The sequence below is a fragment of the Marinococcus sp. LNHM3E3-2.2 genome (genome assembly GCF_056034385.1).
Genome location: NZ_JBQLIC010000002.1, coordinates 154,353 through 173,186 on the forward strand (window position 1 = coordinate 154,353; position 18,834 = coordinate 173,186).

Annotated in this window: 19 protein-coding genes; 9 read left to right on the top strand and 10 right to left on the bottom strand. The window is 47.8% G+C overall.

Translation table 11 applies throughout. The annotated features are described in order from the left end of the window. Positions 1–63 precede the first annotated feature (63 nt). The 4 genes from ACTRXF_RS03345 to ACTRXF_RS03360 all read right to left on the bottom strand — a co-directional run bounded on the left by ACTRXF_RS03345 (position 64) and on the right by ACTRXF_RS03360 (position 4,658). Entirely contained in the window at positions 64–378 is a 315-nt protein-coding gene (locus ACTRXF_RS03345) for a DUF3817 domain-containing protein (RefSeq protein WP_474261262.1), read from the bottom strand. A 99-nt stretch (positions 379–477) separates the two neighbouring features. Beyond that, entirely contained in the window at positions 478–1,035 is a 558-nt protein-coding gene (locus ACTRXF_RS03350; protein ID WP_474261263.1) for a GNAT family N-acetyltransferase, read from the bottom strand. A 12-nt stretch (positions 1,036–1,047) separates the two neighbouring features. After that, the gene (locus ACTRXF_RS03355; protein ID WP_474261264.1) at positions 1,048–2,097 is read right to left on the bottom strand and encodes an NAD(P)/FAD-dependent oxidoreductase; all 1,050 of its coding nucleotides are present in this window, start codon (positions 2,095–2,097) and stop codon (positions 1,048–1,050) included. Positions 2,098–2,477: 380 nt separating this feature from the next. After that, on the bottom strand, positions 2,478–4,658 hold the full coding sequence (locus ACTRXF_RS03360; RefSeq protein ID WP_474261394.1) for an ATP-dependent Clp protease ATP-binding subunit: 2,181 nt from the start codon (positions 4,656–4,658) through the stop codon (positions 2,478–2,480). Between the two features lie 398 nt (positions 4,659–5,056). On the opposite strand from ACTRXF_RS03360, the gene ACTRXF_RS03365 reads away from it, so the two are divergent. Next, positions 5,057–5,323 carry a hypothetical protein gene (locus ACTRXF_RS03365; protein WP_474261265.1) on the top strand — a complete coding sequence of 89 codons (267 nt, stop codon included), beginning with the start codon at positions 5,057–5,059 and terminating at the stop codon, positions 5,321–5,323. A 27-nt stretch (positions 5,324–5,350) separates the two neighbouring features. Here the strand turns inward: ACTRXF_RS03365 and ACTRXF_RS03370 are convergent, their stop codons facing one another. Further along, the gene (locus ACTRXF_RS03370; protein ID WP_474261266.1) at positions 5,351–6,598 is read right to left on the bottom strand and encodes an MFS transporter; all 1,248 of its coding nucleotides are present in this window, start codon (positions 6,596–6,598) and stop codon (positions 5,351–5,353) included. A 221-nt stretch (positions 6,599–6,819) separates the two neighbouring features. Here ACTRXF_RS03370 and ACTRXF_RS03375 point away from each other — a divergent pair, with 221 nt between their 5' ends. The 5 genes from ACTRXF_RS03375 to ACTRXF_RS03395 all read left to right on the top strand — a co-directional run bounded on the left by ACTRXF_RS03375 (position 6,820) and on the right by ACTRXF_RS03395 (position 11,004). Further along, positions 6,820–8,175 carry an aminotransferase gene (locus ACTRXF_RS03375; protein WP_474261267.1) on the top strand — a complete coding sequence of 452 codons (1,356 nt, stop codon included), beginning with the start codon at positions 6,820–6,822 and terminating at the stop codon, positions 8,173–8,175. A gap of 159 nt (positions 8,176–8,334) precedes the next feature. After that, positions 8,335–9,135, top strand: a complete 801-nt coding sequence (locus tag ACTRXF_RS03380; RefSeq protein WP_474261268.1) for a helix-turn-helix domain-containing protein — start codon at positions 8,335–8,337, stop codon at positions 9,133–9,135. A gap of 57 nt (positions 9,136–9,192) precedes the next feature. Beyond that, positions 9,193–9,618 (top strand): VOC family protein, encoded by a 426-nt coding sequence (locus ACTRXF_RS03385; RefSeq protein ID WP_474261269.1) that lies wholly within the window; start codon positions 9,193–9,195, stop codon positions 9,616–9,618. Between the two features lie 22 nt (positions 9,619–9,640). Further along, complete coding sequence (locus ACTRXF_RS03390) at positions 9,641–10,048, top strand: VOC family protein (protein ID WP_474261270.1); 408 nt, start codon at positions 9,641–9,643, stop codon at positions 10,046–10,048. A 56-nt stretch (positions 10,049–10,104) separates the two neighbouring features. Further along, positions 10,105–11,004, top strand: a complete 900-nt coding sequence (locus ACTRXF_RS03395; RefSeq protein WP_474261271.1) for a DUF5996 family protein — start codon at positions 10,105–10,107, stop codon at positions 11,002–11,004. A 38-nt stretch (positions 11,005–11,042) separates the two neighbouring features. Here ACTRXF_RS03395 and ACTRXF_RS03400 read toward each other — a convergent pair whose 3' ends face one another. Beyond that, positions 11,043–11,363: a hypothetical protein gene (locus ACTRXF_RS03400; RefSeq protein WP_474261272.1), complete on the bottom strand. Its 321-nt coding sequence runs from the start codon at positions 11,361–11,363 to the stop codon at positions 11,043–11,045. A gap of 177 nt (positions 11,364–11,540) precedes the next feature. Further along, complete coding sequence (locus ACTRXF_RS03405) at positions 11,541–12,077, bottom strand: macro domain-containing protein (protein ID WP_474261274.1); 537 nt, start codon at positions 12,075–12,077, stop codon at positions 11,541–11,543. Positions 12,078–12,214: 137 nt separating this feature from the next. Between ACTRXF_RS03405 and ACTRXF_RS03410 the strand changes: the two genes are divergently transcribed. Then, the gene (locus tag ACTRXF_RS03410; RefSeq protein WP_474261275.1) at positions 12,215–14,233 is read left to right on the top strand and encodes a heavy metal translocating P-type ATPase; all 2,019 of its coding nucleotides are present in this window, start codon (positions 12,215–12,217) and stop codon (positions 14,231–14,233) included. Positions 14,234–14,291: 58 nt separating this feature from the next. On the opposite strand, the gene rpiA is transcribed toward ACTRXF_RS03410, so the two are convergent. Then, positions 14,292–14,978, bottom strand: a complete 687-nt coding sequence (rpiA, locus tag ACTRXF_RS03415; protein ID WP_474261276.1) for a ribose-5-phosphate isomerase RpiA — start codon at positions 14,976–14,978, stop codon at positions 14,292–14,294. Between the two features lie 55 nt (positions 14,979–15,033). Then, positions 15,034–15,660: a hypothetical protein gene (locus tag ACTRXF_RS03420; RefSeq protein WP_474261277.1), complete on the bottom strand. Its 627-nt coding sequence runs from the start codon at positions 15,658–15,660 to the stop codon at positions 15,034–15,036. Positions 15,661–15,788: 128 nt separating this feature from the next. On the opposite strand from ACTRXF_RS03420, the gene ACTRXF_RS03425 reads away from it, so the two are divergent. After that, a complete protein-coding gene (locus ACTRXF_RS03425) occupies positions 15,789–16,847 on the top strand; it encodes a sulfotransferase (RefSeq protein WP_474261278.1) in 1,059 nt (352 codons plus the stop codon). Between the two features lie 93 nt (positions 16,848–16,940). Further along, positions 16,941–18,074, top strand: coding sequence for an alcohol dehydrogenase catalytic domain-containing protein (locus tag ACTRXF_RS03430; protein WP_322525400.1), 1,134 nt, complete (start codon positions 16,941–16,943; stop codon positions 18,072–18,074). Positions 18,075–18,183: 109 nt separating this feature from the next. Here the strand turns inward: ACTRXF_RS03430 and ACTRXF_RS03435 are convergent, their stop codons facing one another. Continuing rightward, the gene (locus ACTRXF_RS03435; RefSeq protein WP_474261279.1) at positions 18,184–18,732 is read right to left on the bottom strand and encodes a GNAT family N-acetyltransferase; all 549 of its coding nucleotides are present in this window, start codon (positions 18,730–18,732) and stop codon (positions 18,184–18,186) included. Between the last annotated feature and the right edge of the window lie 102 nt (positions 18,733–18,834).

Consider the following 18,834-nt stretch of genomic DNA (forward strand, 5'->3'; position numbering starts at 1 on the left):
TTTTGAAAGAAATTACTATAAGTCGCCTGCGGCCCATGAAAAAAACCGAACGAAGGGTTCGGTTTAAAAAACGGCACCGGGCTCAAGTTCTTCATTTTCTTCACGCCGCAGGCTGCGCTCAAATACAAACGGGCCAAATGGGATGACGGATACAATAACGGCAATAAGCATGCGCAGAAACGGCCAGCGCTTCTGTATCCAGACAAATAAAGCAATAGCTACATACAGGACGAACAATCCGCCATGGGCAGCCCCAACGACACTGACAGCCATGTCAAAGCCTGCCCCGTATTTTAAAGGCATAGCAATAAAGAGCAGAAGCAGAAATGAGATTCCTTCAATGATACCGGCCCATCTAAGCGCTTGGAGAGAATTCATGCACGGCCTTCCTTTCTAATGTCAAAATCACGATAAGAATATATCGTTAACATAGCACAGGGAAAGAACCGGTACAATGGACGAATTGTGACAGTTGAATCAGGGGCGGGCTGCAGCATATAAGCTGAAGGAACGGTTCCACCGTTTTACAGGACGCTGATAAGTCATCCCAATATTTTCAGCTACTTTAATAGAAGGCGTGTTTTCAGGATCGATGATTGATATAAGCATTGAAATATCGAGTGAATAAAATGCGAAATTCCGGACCGTAGCAGCGGCTTCAGATGCATATCCGTATCCCCAGTTCTCCGGTGTGAACAGGTATCCAAGTTCAATAGAAACGCTGCCCTCTATTTTTTCGGGGACAAGTCCGCACTGGCCGATAAAGCGTTGGTTCTGCCGGTCTTCCACGATCCACATTCCGACCCCGTACGATAGATAGTGACTTTTATTCCAATGGATCCATTCATCGATTTCTTTTTCGGACTTTAACGCGGAGTAATAGCGCATAACGTCTTCATCCTGGAAAATGTTTTTCAGCAGCCGGTGATCTTTATGCTGCATGGAACGAAATGAAAGACGTTCGGTGGAGCGGGGTAGTCGCAACGCTTTCACCTCTTTGATTAATTGATGACTGTCAGTGTTTCGGTAAAGCATTCATATGGCTGCTTAAAGCTGCCTGGAAAGAATATTCTTTTGAATTTCCTGATTTTTTTCCGCAAACCGCTCGTTGTGGGAAGATACCATGGCTTTTGCTCCGGCACCGGGTTCAAGAAACTGTTTGACGCTGTTCGCAGCTGAAGCGCCTTCCACAAATGCGCCGGCAATCAAATGGACTTTTCCCTGGTGGCTGGTAATATCCCCGGCAGCAAATAAACCTTCGATATTTGTCCTCATCTGCTCATTTACGAGGATTTTATTTTCTTCTGTCTGCAGCCGCAGGTTTTCAAGAAGCTCGAACTCCATCTGGAAACCGTGATTCACGATGACAGCATCCACTTCTTTTTCCATACTTTCGTTGGTCTCAAGGTTTGTGCAGAGCACCCGTTCGATAGCAGTGCCCTCGTCGTTGCCGTGAAGTTCCGAAAGAGCAAACGGCGTCTGTACATTTACTTCGGAATCCTTCATTTCCTGAACGTGCCGTTCATGACCGCCGAATTCATCGCGCCGGTGCACGACTGTGACTTCGCTTGCGATCGGGCAGAGAGCGTTCGCCCAATCCACAGCAGAGTTGCCGCCTCCGGAAATGACGACCTTCTGGTCACGGAATCGCTCAAGCTGCTGAACGGTATAGTGCAGATTCGAAAGCTCAAATTTTTCTGCGCCTTCGATGTCGAGCTTTTGGGCATGAAGAATGCCGTGGCCGACAGCAATGATAACCGCACGGGAATAATAGATGCCTCCTGTTTCTGCCTCCAGACGGAAAAGCCCGGTCTCTTCCTTTTCCACATGAATAATTTTTTCATTTGTAGTAATTGCCGGGTGAAACGTTTCTGCCTGGGCCACCAGCTGATCCATCAGCTGTTTTCCGGAGGAAGGAGGCAGGCCGCCGACATCCCAGACGATTTTTTCAGGGTAGGCGTGAATTTTTCCGCCCAGATCAGGCTGCGCTTCGATTATATGGGTGTCGAGCGCACGCATCCCGCAGTAAAAAGCAGTGTATAGACCAGCAGGACCGCCGCCGATAATAGTAACATCATGTATGTGAAAGTCAGACAAGGTGTCCAGCTCCTTTAGTGATAATCGTTATCAATTACATTGTACGCTCTTTTTGTACAAAAGTAAAAGGAAGATGGGAAATAGCTTCACAAACATAAAATGTTCCACGTGGAACATTTAGCATTTCGGGGGAGAGAGCTTATAATACATGCCACCGCTATGTTCAGTAAAACGAGTAAGAAAATTAAATAATTAAAGAAGTTTTATTCTCCGGTGCGGGTTCCGATGCTGTAAAAAGCGGTGTTACAGAAAAATGCTTCTTTTTTGTGATACGCGGCGAAGGAAAAGAGCACATAAAATAAGTAAGCGGTCCATCATAGATATTCTTAAGTATAAAAAAGCCCTGCGGCAGCTGCTGCAGGGCTTTCCTTTTATGAGAATTATTCTTTGGCGGAGGCAGACGTTTGTGCATTGGCTACTTGGATATCGTTGTCATTCACCGTGATAGCAATATTTTGCACGTCTTCCTCTTCAAGCATAAGATCAGCAATGCCGTCTTCTACTTTCTCTTCGATTACCCTGCGAAGAGGGCGGGCACCGAATGAAGGGTCGTAGCCCTGATCGGCAAGCATGCGTTTTGCATCCTCAGATACGGTAACATTCAGTCCCTGCTCGCTGGCTGCTTCCAAGATGTCTTTGAGCATAAGATCTACAATGGTAACAAGGTCTTCGCGAGCCAGTTCTTTGAAGCTTACAATGCTGTCGAAACGGTTCAGGAATTCAGGACGGAAATAATCGCTGAGGGATTCCATGATTTTTGGTTCTACCTGGTCTTTGTCTCCAAAGCCTACCGTGACGCGCTTCATTTGCGAGCCGGCGTTTGAAGTCATGATAATGACTGTATCCTTAAAGCTGACCGTGCGTCCCTGACTGTCGGTCAGTCGGCCATCTTCCATGATCTGCAGGAACATATGCTGCACATCAGGGTGCGCTTTTTCAATTTCGTCCAGAAGAATAATGCTGTAAGGCTTCCGGCGCACTTTTTCTGTCAGCTGGCCGGCTTCATCGTGTCCGACATATCCCGGTGGTGAACCGATAAGCTTGGACACAGAATGTTTTTCCATATACTCACTCATGTCGAGGCGGATCATTGCTTCAGGGTCGCCAAACATTTCAGAAGCGAGTGTTTTGGACAGCTCGGTTTTCCCGACACCGGTTGGTCCGACAAATAGGAAGGAACCAATTGGGCGGCTGCCGCGGCGAAGGCCGGCACGATTTCTGCGAATCGAGCGGGCAACTTTGCTTACTGCTTCTTCCTGCCCGATAACATTTGCATTCAGACGTTCAGGCAGGTCGCGCATTTTCTTTTGTTCATCACGCTGGAGGCGGCGAACCGGGATACCAGTTTTATTTTCTACAATCATCTGGATCGTTTCTACATCAACGGTCGGTGTTTCTTTTTGAATATTGCCGTTTTGTTCGGCTTCCTTAACCTGCTCCTGCAGCTTGGCCTCTTCATCGCGAAGCTTAGCTGCACGTTCGTAATCCTCCTGCTGAGTGGCGCGTTCTTTTTCCGCAGCAATCTGCTCGAGGCGGCTTTGCAGGGATTCGCTGTCATCATCGCTGTGAGCGAGGTTTATTTTGGAGCCTGCTTCATCCATTAAATCGATAGCTTTGTCCGGCAGGAACCGGTCCTGTACATAGCGGTTGGATAAATTCACGCAGGCTTCAAGTGCTTCATCGGTAAAAGCCACATGATGGAATTTTTCATAGTTTGTCTGCAGGCCTTTTAAGATCGCTACGCTGTCTTCGAGGTTTGGTTCGTTAACCATGACCGGCTGAAAGCGGCGTTCAAGCGCTGCATCTTTTTCAATTTTGCGGTACTCTGCGAGTGTTGTTGCACCAATCAGCTGAATTTCTCCCCGGGCGAGCGCCGGTTTCATAATATTGCCGGCGTCCGAAGAACCTTCTGCCGAACCTGCGCCAACGATTTGGTGAACCTCATCAATAAAGACGATGACGTCCTGGCGTTCCTGCAGCTCTTTCAGCAGCTGTTTCATGCGTTCTTCAAACTGGCCGCGCACCCCGGTATTTGCTACAAGGGAAGTAACGTCGAGCAGGTAGATGCTTTTATTTTTCAGCTTATTTGGCACGTCGCCTTCTGAAATGCGGAGGGCGAGTCCTTCGGCGATGGCTGTTTTACCGACACCAGGTTCACCGATAAGAACCGGATTGTTTTTATTGCGGCGGTTCAATGTTTCAATGACCCGCTCAACTTCTTTATCGCGGCCGATGACTGGATCAATGAGGCCGGCGCGTGCAACATCAGACAGGTTTTTACCTAAGTCGTCAAGAAGACCTCCGCCCTGGCCGCCGCCGGATTGAGCCTGTTCCTGACCCTGACTGGAGCCTTGTTCTGCTCCGCCGCTCATCATGTTGTTGAAGAATTGGTCAAATGGGGACTGGGAGCCGCCGAAGCCGCCCTGGCCGGATGGCTGATTCATATTTTGACGAATTTCTCTATAGCACCGTTCACAGAGGTGCATTTTTTGATGACTTCCATTAACATTCATGTTCAGTTCAATGCGTGCTGGACGCTGTTCGCAATGTTCACATCTCATCATACTGAACCGAACCTCCTTATTTTAAAATAGTATTATTGACGTGTGCATCGTTCATTTTCATCTTCGGAAGGTCAGAATTATTTCATTGACTTTGACTATCTTTGACCTTGTAACAGTATTATATACCCACTTCCCGTATAATGCAAGAGATAAATTTGATTTTCTCTGACCAATTGATTTACACCTACATATTAGGAAATAGGGAAGAGAAATTCAAGAAATATGCTCGGATGGCATCTGTGAAAAAACGGTAAAGAATGTATTAACGTTTTTGCGAAAGTCTAAACATTTCTGACCAATAAAAAAATTGACTTCAAGAGAAGAAAAGCAGAAAAGGTTTGCAGGAAAAAAGGGAAAGGAAAAGAAACGAAAATGTTTAGAAAGGACGAAGCCAAATGAGAAACAATGAAAAGCGTTCACCCGCTAAAACATACAGATTATCAGAACCACGTCATTTGTTTGGAGAAAGCCGTCCGGTGCCAAGAAGAACATTTCCAGTCGAGAGGGTGCACCCGGTGGAGGTAAAACGAAAAATTGAAAATGGGAATCCGGTGGAAGCAGTGAGTGTGGCCGGAGAGCTAAAGGTAAAACTGTTCCGGTGGACACTGCTCCGTGTAGATATCCCTGCGCTGACAGTCCATCTGCACCGGCCAAAAAAATGAGCGGATAATGATTCGAAGACACGCGGATCAAGACACATAAGCTTTCTCGCTTTTTTTAAATGGAAGGCAGAGCCGGTAGCTGATAAGACCAACAACTCCCAGGAGAACGAACAGTGTCGACATTCCTGCAGCAGGAATGACGGCACTTGCGGTAAGCATAAAACTGCTGAGGAGAAGAGCGGTATTATACATCATTGACTCCATGGCCATATAAGAACCGCGGGAATCATCGTGAACGATGCCAGCGAGAATAGTCTGGCGGACCGGAATATAAATGATCTCTCCCAGAGTAAAGGCTGCAGCAGCTAGGATGAGGACTAAAAATGAAGTGCTGAATCCGAAAAAACCGAAGGCGAGGGTGTAAATACCGAGCCCGGCGGCCAGAACTTTTTTATAATCGAGGGAGGAAACCCGGGCCGAAACCGGCATAGTAAAGAATACAACGCCGAGGGTGTTAATAAACATAATAAGGCTGAACATTCGTACGCCCGTGAGTTCAAACCCGCCCAGCATCATATGAAATTGTTCATCCAGACGCACGGCCACGTATTTATCCAGCTGAAATTCCAGACTGGCAATACATACAGTCCCTACTAAAAAGAAAAGAAATCGACGGTCCTTCAATACGGCTGCATACCGCTTCCATATAGTGAGCGGTACCTGAATCTGCCGGGAGACGTTCCTGGAAAACGGAACGGTCTGTTGTTTTTCCTTTAATTTAAATGCGACGACGTACCAGATACATATGCTTACGAGAAATAAAGCAACAAATAAATAAAAGCGCCCGCTTTCGAAAAACAGTCCCCCAATAACTGCACCAAAGGCGTATGCTACATTGCCAAGCCAGTAGGCAAGCTGGTAAACGTAAGGGCGCTCTGCTTCAGAGCTGTAATCAATAATCATTGCTTCGGATGGCGGGTCAGCAGCGTTAAAACAAGCGTTAGCGATAAGAAAAGCTGCAAATGTAAGCCATACAGATTCTAATATGGGAGAGCTTGCCAGGGCCATTACACCAAGGCTCAATACCTGCAGCCCCTGAGCGGTAACTATAATTCGCTTTCGGCCGATGAGGTCCGATAAATGTCCGGTCCATAAACCAATTCCGATGCCTGCGGCCATAGTGAATGCGAGCAAAAGACCGGCGGTGCCGGCTCCGAGATGACTGCTGAAATACACCGCCATAAACGGAAGAATGGCCATCAACACAAATTCCATAGAAAAATCAGTAATAAGACGTATTTTAATGTTTGTGTGCAGTCCCTGGAATTTAGTCAACGCAGATCTCTCTTTTCCAATAATATTGAAGTATAAAAATGATAATACCTAAATATGGAAATGTTATCAATGTGTTTCCTGTAGCTTTTAAAATATAAAAATCACGTACTCTGACTATAAACTCCCTTCTGCTTAGTCTTTTCTTTTCACGTTGGACGTGAGAAGATCACGGTAGACAGCATTTTGTATGCGCTGACATTTTAAGGGAAAGGGTGACTGTGATGACTTGGGAACCGGAAGAGATGAAGAAAAGGGATGAGGAAAGTATTTGGCATGCTATGAGGCCTTACAGCCCGGGGGGAGGGATGGTTGTAGAGAAAGCGGAAGGCTCATGGGTAACAGACGTGGACGGAAAGCATTACCTTGACGGAATGTCCGGTCTCTGGTGTGTAAACGTCGGCTACGGGCGGCAAGAAATTGCCGAGGCAGCCTATGAACAGATGCTGAAGCTTCCATTCTATCCTTTAACGCAGAGTCACACTCCGGCCGTGCAGCTGACTGCAAAGCTTGATGAATGGCTCGGCGACGGCTATATGTACTTTTTTTCCAATAGTGGCTCGGAAGCAAACGAAACAGCATTGAAGCTGGTGCGTCAGTATTTTCAACAGATCGGCGAAGGCAGCCGCTATAAGACTATTTCACGCTACCGTACCTACCATGGGAGTACACTTGCCACCATGGCAGCAGGGGGACAGACGCAGCGGAAATACCGGTACGAGCCGCTTCCACCGGGCTTTGTGCATGTAACGCCGCCGGACCCGTACCGCAAGCCTGAAGGCCAGAGTGATGAAGAGTACAGCCTGGCTTGTGCTGATGAAATTGAACAGGCCATTTTATGGGAAGCGGAAGAATCTGTAGCAGCGGTTATTATGGAGCCTATCATCACCGGCGGCGGAGTGCTGATTCCCGAGGCCTCCTATATGAGACGAGTGCGGGACATCTGTGACCGCTACGGCGTTCTTTTGATCAGCGATGAAGTTATTTGCGGGTTTGGACGGACCGGGAAGCGCTTTGGGTTTATGCACGCAGATGTGAAGCCGGATATTGTAACGATGGCGAAGGGAATAACGAGCGGATATATGCCATTATCTGTAACCGCAGTGCGAAAGGATATGTACCAGGCATTTACAGGAAGTGAAGCCTATGACCATTTCCGCCACGTGAATACCTTCGGAGGCCATCCAGCTGCCTGCGCAGCCGCTGTGAAAAACCTGGAAATCATGGAACGGGAAAAGCTGGTGGAACGATCGGAGAAAAAAGGCAGGGAGCTCCTGGAGGCGTTAAAGGAGCTGGAAGAGCTTCCCTGCATAGGTCAGGTACGGGGACGTGGGCTTCTAGCTGGTATTGAATTTGTCGAAGATAAAACGACTAAAAAGGCAGCACCGGAAAAGCTCGTGAAGCAGGTTCTTGCAGCCTGCAAGAATGACGGGGTCATTGTCGGTAAAACGTCCGATATTGCCAAACACCATAATAATGTTTTAACTCTTTCACCGCCACTGAACATCGAAGACAAAGATCTCCAGCTGCTCATTACCACACTGAAAAAGCATGTAAAAGCTGCAGTGCATCCGGCATAAAATACAGAAATGTCCCCGCCTTGAGTAGGGGGCATTTCTATGAAGGTTTTTCTACTTTCTCAATCAAAATGAAAGCGCTTTCTGTTATAATTAATATCAGGAAACTGTCGGTTAAGCCAAAATGTATTTAATAACGGATCAAGGGCGGGAGGCAGGGTGATGGAACACTCATATTTGCCGGCTGTTCATGACGCCATTACGTACATGCATGAACATCTTCAAGAACCAATGGATCTTGCCGGGCTGGCCGCGCAGGCTGCCTATAGTCCGTACCATTTTTCGCGACTGTTTAAAAATAGTGTCGGGGTGCCGCCGCTGTATTACCTATCTGCTCTGCGGCTTCAGAGGGCAAAGGAGCTGCTGCTTGAAACAGCTCTTCCTGTACGTGACATTGGTATGGAAATCGGCCAGCAGAGCGTAGGAACGTTCACCACAAGCTTTGCGTCGAGGGTAGGAATGACGCCGGGAGTTTTTCGTGCATCAGCTGCTTCCACAGAGGAATCTTTGTACTCGTTAAGAAAGTCCCGCCATTGGGCCGAGCCGGTTTTTCCTTCGGCGAAAACGTGTGTCAGAGGCCGTATTTACAGTGAAACGCCTTTTGAAGGGTTTGTGTTAATCGGACTCTTTCCCCGGCCGATGCCGGAGGGCCTGCCATTGTACGGCACGCTGTGCGATGCGTCGGAAGAATACTGTATCCGTGGGGTGAAGCCGGGAATATATTACATGATGGCTACCTCGGTCGCCTGGAAAATGAAGACTGCCGACATTCTCATCCCTCATCACACACTTCGCACACGCTCAAAAGAGCCGTGTCATGTAGACGGAGCACTTGCAGAAGAAAATAGAGACGTTTATTTATACCCGCCGCGCCTCGATGATCCTCCCATTCTCATATCATTGTCGCTATTGATGAATAATTTTCTAAAGCGCCAGGCTAAAACCGCAATCGGGAAGAAATAGGGTGGAAGCGACCTTGCTATAGTGAAGGTAATCATTAAATAGAGGAGGATGTGTACGATGATTACCGGGATGACTCCGTACCTCACTTTTAACGGAAAAGCTCGGGAGGCGACTGTTTTTTATGAAAAAGCCCTGGGGACAAAAGTTATCGAAATCCAGACTTATGCAGAGGTCGAAGGCATGGAAATACCACCCGGAGCCGAAGAACTCATTATGCATGCTTATTTAAAAATCGGTGATATGGAGCTGATGCTCTCGGATACCTTTCCAGAAAGCCCTGCTCTGGAAGCTCCGGGGAGCCTGGTGTCGATCGCACTTAGCATGAGTAACGCTTCCTCGGCAGCAGCAACCTTTCACGCTCTTGAAGCCGGCGGGGAAGTAATCATGCCTATGGCAGAAACGTTTTTCAGTCCGGCTTACGGGCAGTTGAAGGATCAGTTTGGTGTGCTGTGGCATGTGGTTGCTTACGAAGAAGGAAAATGACAAAGAGGGAGGTGCAGAGGCAATGAGTCTGCAGACAAAGCAAATATTTGTAAATATTCCGGTTAAAAATCTTGAGGTCTCGATGGAGTTTTTCCAGACTATCGGCTTTTCATTTGATCAGCGCTTCACGGATGAAAATGCTGCGTGCATGATACTGGGAAGCGGTATGTATGTCATGCTGCTCCAGGAAGCATTCTTTCAAACCTTTACTAACAAAAATGTAGTGGATACGAGCAGGGAGGCGGAAGCCATTCTGGCCATTTCTGCAGACAGCAAGGAAGAAGTCAATGAGATTGTGCAGAAGGCGCTGGACGCAGGGGGCCGTCCATCCAACGAACCGATGGACGGAGGCTTTATGTACGGATGGAGCTTCCAGGACATCGATGGGCATCTCTGGGAGGTAATGTATATGGATGAAAACGCAGTGTAGCAGTAGAGCATCAGTAAACAACAGCAGCTTCATCCGGAAGAAAGGAGCAGAATTTAATGGAAATCATGCCATTTCAGGAATGGAAGGAAACCAAACTGACCCTTCAGCTTCTCTCTCAGATTCTCGGAAAAATACGGCTTGAAACAGCGCCGCAGGAGCCGCAGTGGGAGCATGTGATGCTTGAAGTTACCCGTAACGGATTCTCTACAGGCATGCTGCTTAAGGAGCACAAGGCATTTGAGCTCGAAATCGACATTCGGAACAGCCGGCTTGTGTTGGCAGTCGAAGATGCTGTGGAAACTAAAAGCCTTGAGGATGGCACGCCCATTCAAGCGTATTACGAATGGATTTTCAAATATCTTCACCAGGCAGGGGTGCACGTGAACATCCATCCCAAACCACAGGAAATGCCGGTAACAGTACTTTTTTCAGAAGATCAGACGCATAAACGGTATGATGCAGAGGCAGCCATGAAGGGATTCAAAATGATGCAGGCAGCGTATCAGGAGGAGCTGGCTTTTATCGGGCCGCTGCGGTGCCGTAAAATCAAACCGGGTTTATTCTGGGGCACCTTCGACGTCTCGACGATTATCGTGGAAAATATTCCGGAGCCTTTTCCGGAAGATAAGACAATTGAAAAGGCTGCTTTTGACGAACAGTTTATCGAATTTGGATTTTGGCCCGGCGATGAAGATACAGCTGTGCCTGCTTTTTTCGTGCTGCCATACCCTTTTCAGCAAAAGGATTTAAACAGTCCAGCGCTTGAGCCTGAAGACGCCTATTATGATCAAAACGCAAGTGAATACTTTCTGCCTCTTACAAACGGCTTTGACGAAAAGGCCATACAGAGGTTTTTCCATACGACGTTTGCTTTACTGCATGCAGAACTCGGATGGAAGGACCGGGATTACTTTTACCGCCCGCTTTTAATGAAAAAGCCTCCAACCATTAAATAGAGAAACCCCGTGCAGGAGAGCCTGCACGGGGTTGATGTTTATATGGCTAGAACGCGTCCGTCTTCGTATACACGGTACGTTTGGAGTAGGCCATCGTCGCCCTGCTCAATAAGGGAAAGGTCCAGTGCCTGCACCTGGTAATAAGCCTTGCCGCTTTCACTGATCGAAGGGTATTGATCAATTTTCAATTCCGCATCTGTGTCTTCCTGATCTCTTACTGTCTGTAGTGCTTCATAGGGGGTGAATTCCTGCTTCTGTTCCTGCTGAACAGTCGTTGGGGCTTCAGAAGCCTGCGCCGGGACAGCCGATCCTGTTACAAATAAAGCTGCGAGACCGACGATGGAAAAGAATTTTTTCATAGATGATCTCCTTTCAGTTGAAGGTATATTTCTACATTCCCTCGAGGAAATAAAACGTAACCAACAGCAGCAAATTCAAATCGAAAGTTGGACCTCTGCCTGCGCAGTTAAATAGTCTTGAATCATAAGCCCGGCAGAGGAGGCAGCCACTGCTGCAATCCCCGGGCCCTGGTGAGGTTAAGAGGAAACAGCTTCCTGAATATATTTTTCGTAAGAAGCAGCATCTTTATCACTAAACAGCACAAAGCGGATATGCCGAACAGAAGCAGCGTGAGAAAGCTGATCCAAAAAGGCAGGCATAAAATCCTCAAGAGCCTGATCGAGAGGGTAGCCAAAAGCCCCAGTGGAAAGAGCAGGAAACCCAATGCTTGTTATGCCTTTGTCTTCGGCCAGCTGCAGGGCATTAAGGTAGCAGGCACGAAGAAGTTCGTCAGAAGGCTTGTCGACGCCGTATACGGGTCCAAGACAGTGAATAATGTAATCGTTTGGCATTTGAAATCCCTCCGTAATCACTGCTTCCCCGGGGGAAATAGGAGCCAGCGGTTTGCAGGCTTCCTCGAGCTCCGGACCTGCCGCCCGGTGAATAGCGCCGGCAACCCCTCCGCCGATTAAAAGCTGGGCATTGGCGGCATTGACTACAGCTTCGAGACCCTCCTGCTTTGTAATATCGCCTTTTATAGATTCGATAGTAATACCCTTATATTCTGTCTGCATAAAAACTTTCGCCTCCAATCCATTGTTTGTAGAGGCTTTTCCCTCATCTTTGTTTTTTTATGCGGAGAGTCTTTTGTTTATCATTTTTTATACAGGGGTAGGGTATTTACAGGAATCATATTAAAGGAGGCGGGCTAATGGCACATGAACACGCAGATCACGAACAGGAGCATCAAGAACATGAAGGTCATGGCGGCGGACATGATCATCATGAACATCACAGCGCTATGATTGCTGATTTTAAAAGAAGATTTTTTGTATCCATTATTTTAACCGTTCCTATTTTGCTTCTGACCCCGATGATCCAGGGATTCCTTGGTCTCGACTGGGGTTTTCCTTATGATCAGTGGGTGCTGTTCGGACTCGCAACGATCGTATTCTTTTACGGCGGCTGGCCGTTTTTAACCGGAGCAGTAGACGAACTGAAGCAAAAAAGTCCGGGAATGATGACACTGATCGGGCTTGCGGTCGTTGTAGCTTACGGATACAGCACTATGGTGGTGTTTGGCTGGGAAGGCACCCAGTTTTTCTGGGAGCTCGCTACGTTAATTGATATTATGCTCCTCGGGCACTGGATCGAAATGCGCTCGATTATGGGAGCATCAAACGCCCTGCAGGAGCTGATTAAGCTCATGCCTCATGAGGCCCGCCGGGTGAAAGCAGACGGGGAGACAGAAGAAGTCAGCGTAGACGATCTTCAGCAGGGAGACCACCTCCTCATTAAGCCGGGGGAAAAAGTGCCGGTGGACGGAACGATTATAAAAGGACGGTCCTCGGTGGATGAATCCATGCTGACCGGAGAATCGCTTCCGGTGGAAAAGAACGAGCAGGATGAGGCGATTGGAGGAGCAGTCAACCAGGACGGAAGCTTAACAATTGAAGTAACAAAAACCGGCGATCAGACGTATCTTTCGCAGGTGGTTACGCTTGTCCAGGAAGCCCAGGAATCCAAGTCGCGGGCTCAGGACCTGGCAAACCGGGCGGCTAAATGGCTGTTTTATGCTGCGCTTGGGTCGGGCATCGTGACGTTTATTATCTGGTGGCTGGTAAGCGGCTCGACAGACAGTGCAGTAGAACGGGCCGTTACTGTAATGGTCATCAGCTGTCCGCACGCTCTCGGACTCGCAGCTCCTCTCGTTGTTTCTGTCTCTACGGCATTATCCGCAAAACAGGGACTGTTAATCCGGAACCGGCCGCCGTTTGAAAGCTCCCGGAAGCTTGATGCAGTCATTTTTGATAAAACGGGGACCCTGACCCAGGGAAGCTTCGGCGTAACCAACGTTGTCCCAAGCGGCAGTTATTCTGAAGAGCAGGTACTCGAATTTGCCGGCTCGGTCGAACAGGAATCGGAGCATCCGCTCGCAGAAGGCATCGTTAATGAAGCTAAAGCGCGCAATATCAAGCTGCATGAGGTGAAAGACTTTCAAACAATGACCGGCCAGGGGCTTGAAGGAACTGTGAACGGGTCAGCGGTGAAAATTGTCAGCCCCGGCTACATGAAAGACCAGCAGCTGACGTATGATGAGAAAACCTTCGAGGAAAAGGCAGAAGAAGGAAAAACGGTAGTATTTGTCCTTGTTGATGGAGATCTGATTGGAATGGTGGCACTTGCTGATATGGTGAGAGAATCCGCCAAAGAAGCTGTGGAACGCTTAAAGGAACAAGGAATTAAACCAATCATGCTCACGGGAGACAATCAGCGCGTGGCGGATTGGGTAGCTGCCCAGCTTGGCATTGAAGAAGTGTATGCGGAGGTGCTGCCGGACCATAAAGCAGAGCAGGTGAAGAAAGTCCAGCAGTCCGGGCGGAAGGTTGCGATGACGGGCGACGGCATCAATGATGCGCCGGCGCTTGCGACAGCGGATGTTGGTATTGCGATTGGCAGCGGTACAGATGTTGCTATGGAAACCGCCGACATTGTACTCGTGCAGAGCAATCCGCTCGATGTGCTTTCCATTATTGATCTGTCCCGGAAAACGTACCGGAAAATGGTTCAGAACCTCTGGTGGGCTGCCGGCTATAACATCGCTGCTATACCACTTGCAGCCGGTGTGCTGGCGCCTGTCGGAATTCTGCTGAGTCCGGCTGTCGGAGCGCTGCTGATGAGTATCAGCACGGTAGTAGTGGCTATAAACGCTCAACTGCTGCGAAATTAGGAAAAACCCGGAGGGCTTTCTGCCTCCGGGTTTTTTAATGGAATTACAAGGGTTTATTTCACCGTTTATTTTTTTCGAACGTTTCAGCTCCGCTGTCTGTACCTGCAATGATGACATCTGCCATGTCGGCAAATAAACCTGTTTCCACGACGCCGACGAGCTGAATCAGCTGGTGATGCAGCTCATCCGGCCGCTCGATCAACTGGAAATCACAATCGAGCACGTAGTTGCCGTTATCTGTTTCGAATGGATGGCCGCTATCGCGGCGAAGGACGGGGTCACAGCCCAGCAATTGAATATCTCGTGCTGTTTTCTGCCACCCAAAGGGCGTGATTTCGACCGGCAGTGGAAAGGATCCGAGCTGTTGAACAATTTTGCTTTGATCCACAGCAATAATCAGCTTATCTGCTGCGTCGGCAATAATTTTTTCTCTGAATAGGGAGCCGCCGCCTCCCTTGATCATATGAAAGTCAGGATCCACCTCGTCTGCGCCGTCAATGGCCACATCTGCTTTCGTCATTTCAGTGGAAAAGTATACGAGCGGCACGTGAAATTCGTTTGCCCACTGCTCGGTAGCAGGGGAGGAGGGGATGCCCTGGACGTGCATTCCCTGCTGAACAAGTTCTCCAAGCTTCTGCATGACCCAGTACATCGTGGAGCCGGAGCCCAGCCCGATAATAGAATTATCTGGAATATACTCGACAGCCTTTGCTGCTGCATCTTGTTTTTGCTGTTCCCTGGACATAAAAAAAGCTCCTTTAGGATGTATTTAAGCAGGCTATTTCCTTTTCTGACTCTGATCAAACCTGGGAGTGCTGGTTGGTCCCTGCAGAAATAAGCTTCACTCCATTTGGATCGACAGTATCTTCAAAAGCAGGATGTGACATCCAGGCTGAATGAAGAGCATGACGGCGAGTGATAAGAGATTGTACGCCGGAAGAATGAGGGTGAAGCAGCTGGTTTATTTCATGGTCAAGGCCTTCCGCAGTAGTTTCAATGTTGATGCTCTGGAGCCGGAAGGAACTGTCAATCTCGTCAACCGCCTCCTGATGTGTCTGAAGCTCCACCCGGAATGAATGACTGGTGGAAATAAACGTTCTTTTTTCTCCTCGTTGGATATGCAGTCCGGCCGTCTCAGCCTGCTGGCAAATAATCCCGAGCCGATGTTCATTTGTAAGGTAGCCGATATGGTCAAACATGATCCGCTTTCCCTGGCCGAACGTAATATTAACGGAGCCTCTGCGCATTTCAATAATACGGAATGTGATTGGTCTATTGCGGAAATCATCCCAATCCAGTGGAGGGTCAAAGGAATGATAGCTGCCTTTATATTTTCCAATACGCTGGGAGACGCGAAACCCCAGCCGGGCATAAAACGCTTCGGTTTGTTCTAAATAAGGGGTCCAGTGATGATAATGAAAAAGCATATGACAGCCTCCTATTTCCATTTCCTGCTATTGTACCAAAATCATCCAAAGGAAAAACCGGCCGTCATAATTTCGGTAAAAGAGGGTAGAGAAAAGTGAACGTATCACGATAAAAAGGAGTGTCTTCGATGACGGAGCCAGTATTTATTATTTCTACCGGGAGAAGCGGATCAACGGCTGTGTCCAACTGCATTCATCTTCATCCTAAACTTGTAAGCCTGTCTGAAACGATTCTTTCTGTTCATTATAATTTTGGGATCAGCGGCGAAGAATGGAAGGAATTCGATAAACAAACGCGGACAGGCAGTGAATTCTGGGAGATGCTTTCTCAAAAAGAGCCGGTACGGCTGGCTCCGTACGAAAAGAAAGGGCTATACAATAAAGAAGTGCTTTATGAGAGAACAGAACATACGTTATTTAACGAGAAAACGGGCTTGCCTGCTATAGCATCCATCACCCTTCCTCACTTAACCGATGAACCGGATAAGCTGTATCAGGAGCTTGAAGAAATCGTGCCGGCGTTTCCGGAAGCTCCGCTTTCGGAGCAATACGGCCGGCTGTTTGCGTGGTTGCAGCAGCGATTTGATGGAGACACGTGTGTGGAGCGTTCCGGATTTTCTACAGACGCAGTCGAACACTTAATAGACATGTTCCCGAATGCGAAATATGTTTTTTTGTACCGGGATCCGCGGGAAATTGCGGTGGCTTTTAACCGCTTCCAGACGATGAAGATGGGAAAAGCTATTTTGAAGGCGATGGAAGAAACAGGGGCTGACCCCTCGGATCCGTCGACAGAGGCCGAAAAGCTTGGTTCCTACCGGTGGCTGCACCCCGATTATTTTGAGCTTGAACAACTGCACCAAATGGACATGCCGTACAGGGAGCTTGGGTCCTGGATTTCGAGGTCACTGCTGCACGCAGGCTGTGTGATCGGGGGTCTGCCGGAGGATCAGCAGCACTGGCTTCGGTATGAAGACCTGCTGAAAACACCGGAAAAAGAGCTCGGGCGTCTGATTGCTTTTATAAACCCGCCGTCTGCGTCAAAAGAAACGAACGAACAATGGATAAACAAAAGCGCCGGTCACATCAACCACAAGCCGGATACGTGGCCGGACCTCCCGGAAGACAAAAGAACTGCGCTGATAGAAGCGGTTCAGCCTGCGCTTCGTTATTTAGGCTACGAGTAACCAGGTGTTTACAAATCAGTATAATCGGAAAGAGTATTTAAAACCAGTAACTCCAGACACGAATTAAAATACAGAAAGGCTGGTCTTAAAATAATGAAAGCAGTAACGATTCAAGGCAAAGAACACATGGAAGTCAAAGAAGTTGCAGACCCGAAAATTGAACGCAGCGATGACATGATTGTACGCATTACAGCCAGTGGTATTTGTGGATCGGACTTGCATTTATATAAAGGTGGTATTCCGACACCGGAGGACTATGTTGTCGGCCATGAGCCGATGGGAATCGTAGAAGAAGTCGGCCCTGATGTAAAAACGTTGAAAAAAGGGGACCGGGTTGTTATTCCATTTAACATTGGATGCGGGGAATGCTATTACTGTACCCATCAAATGGAAAGCCAATGCGACAACTCCAATCCTCACGCCGAAATGGGTGGACTGTTCGGCTTCTCTGAGGATTTCGGGAACTTCCCGGGCGGCCAGGCGGAGTATCTGCGCGTACCATATGCTGACTTTACCTCCTTTAAAGTACCGGAAGACAGCGAGCTGAAGGATGAAAGCGTATTGTTCCTTTCAGACGTCGTGCCGACTGCATTCTGGAGCATTGAAAACAGTGGAGCGACATATGGAGATACAATCATTATTTTAGGCTGCGGGCCTATCGGGTTAATGGCCCAGAAGTTTGCATGGATGAAAGGGGCTTCCCGAGTCATAGCCGTCGATCAGGTGCCGCACCGTCTCGAGCATGCAAGAAGAACCAACAATGTGGAGACGTATAATTTCAGTGAAACAAAAGAAATAGGCAAACTGCTCCATGAAAACACAAAGGGCGGCGCAGATGTAGTCGTTGACTGTGTAGGTATGGACGGTACGGTACCACCGGATACAACGTTCGGTTCCGAAAGCGACAACCAGTTTGGCACTATCAGCCCGATTGTGACAGCTTCCCAGTCTGTGAAGAAAAACGGAGTCGTGCAGCTGACAGGCGTTTACGGCACAGAAGCCAACAGTTTTCCAATTGGTGACTTCTTCACGAGAAACGTTGCGCTTACCATGGGCCAGGCACCGGTTATTCATATGATGCCAAGTCTCTACCGTATGATCGAAAATAAACTGTTTGATCCAACTGACATTATCACACACCCAATTCCATTGGAGGATGCAGCCGAAGGCTACCGCATCTTTGACGAAAAAGAAGATGGTAATATTAAAGTGATCCTGAAGCCATAAAATAATTCTAATATAATAAATGCGGACCCTCTAATCTTATTCAGGGTCCGCATTTATTATGTTAAAAATAGAGAAATCAAAATAAAATGTTTCACGTGAAACACTGTATTTATGCATTTTTATAGTAGACAAGGTTATCTGTCCATGCGTCATTTTCGTAAATGAACTTCCGGCGCAGACATTCGTATTCCATTCCGGCTTTTTCTGCAAGAGAGATGGATGGGTGATTATCGACATTTATGTGAGCTTCTATTCGATGAAAATGCAGATTATCAAACGAAGCGCGTAGAACCTCCTGGACGGCTTCTTTGCCAAACCCTTGATTCCAGTACTGGTTATGAATCATATAGCCGAGCATTCCCCATTGAAACTCTTCCCGTATTAACGTAGTAATATCAGCATGTCCCAGATGCCTTCCGTCTTTATGAAAAATATCATACACATAGGTGTAGTCCTGCGCAGCCATTTCTTTTCGCTTTCGAATCATGTCCGTAAACTGTGTTTTGGTAAAGCGGTTGATTTTTGGACGACCGGGGTCGTATACATGCTGGGAGGCTTTTCTTTCCGAGAGGGCATGCTGGTAGTTATCAAAATCATTTGGCTGCAGGGGGCGTAGAATCAAACGCTCTGTATGCCTGTTTTTTTGCGAAATGTTCATCATACACCTCCTGTATTCAATATATTAATATAATATAAATCTTGACTTTCACACATATTTTCAAATGAAAAAGCCCCGCCTCTTTGAGCAAAGAGAGGAGCT

Excerpts from the sequence above, each read along its gene's own strand:
- ACTRXF_RS03345 (WP_474261262.1), bottom strand. The coding sequence starts at position 378 with ATGAATTCTCTCCAAGCGCTTAGATGGGCCGGTATCATTGAAGGAATC.
- ACTRXF_RS03350 (WP_474261263.1), bottom strand. The coding sequence starts at position 1,035 with ATGCTTTACCGAAACACTGACAGTCATCAATTAATCAAAGAGGTGAAA.
- ACTRXF_RS03360 (WP_474261394.1), bottom strand. The coding sequence starts at position 4,658 with ATGAGATGTGAACATTGCGAACAGCGTCCAGCACGCATTGAACTGAAC.
- ACTRXF_RS03365 (WP_474261265.1), top strand. The coding sequence starts at position 5,057 with ATGAGAAACAATGAAAAGCGTTCACCCGCTAAAACATACAGATTATCA.
- ACTRXF_RS03375 (WP_474261267.1), top strand. The coding sequence starts at position 6,820 with ATGACTTGGGAACCGGAAGAGATGAAGAAAAGGGATGAGGAAAGTATT.
- ACTRXF_RS03380 (WP_474261268.1), top strand. The coding sequence starts at position 8,335 with ATGGAACACTCATATTTGCCGGCTGTTCATGACGCCATTACGTACATG.
- ACTRXF_RS03385 (WP_474261269.1), top strand. The coding sequence starts at position 9,193 with ATGATTACCGGGATGACTCCGTACCTCACTTTTAACGGAAAAGCTCGG.
- ACTRXF_RS03390 (WP_474261270.1), top strand. The coding sequence starts at position 9,641 with ATGAGTCTGCAGACAAAGCAAATATTTGTAAATATTCCGGTTAAAAAT.
- ACTRXF_RS03395 (WP_474261271.1), top strand. The coding sequence starts at position 10,105 with ATGGAAATCATGCCATTTCAGGAATGGAAGGAAACCAAACTGACCCTT.
- ACTRXF_RS03400 (WP_474261272.1), bottom strand. The coding sequence starts at position 11,363 with ATGAAAAAATTCTTTTCCATCGTCGGTCTCGCAGCTTTATTTGTAACA.
- ACTRXF_RS03405 (WP_474261274.1), bottom strand. The coding sequence starts at position 12,077 with ATGCAGACAGAATATAAGGGTATTACTATCGAATCTATAAAAGGCGAT.
- ACTRXF_RS03410 (WP_474261275.1), top strand. The coding sequence starts at position 12,215 with ATGGCACATGAACACGCAGATCACGAACAGGAGCATCAAGAACATGAA.
- rpiA (WP_474261276.1), bottom strand. The coding sequence starts at position 14,978 with ATGTCCAGGGAACAGCAAAAACAAGATGCAGCAGCAAAGGCTGTCGAG.
- ACTRXF_RS03420 (WP_474261277.1), bottom strand. The coding sequence starts at position 15,660 with ATGCTTTTTCATTATCATCACTGGACCCCTTATTTAGAACAAACCGAA.
- ACTRXF_RS03425 (WP_474261278.1), top strand. The coding sequence starts at position 15,789 with ATGACGGAGCCAGTATTTATTATTTCTACCGGGAGAAGCGGATCAACG.
- ACTRXF_RS03430 (WP_322525400.1), top strand. The coding sequence starts at position 16,941 with ATGAAAGCAGTAACGATTCAAGGCAAAGAACACATGGAAGTCAAAGAA.
- ACTRXF_RS03435 (WP_474261279.1), bottom strand. The coding sequence starts at position 18,732 with ATGAACATTTCGCAAAAAAACAGGCATACAGAGCGTTTGATTCTACGC.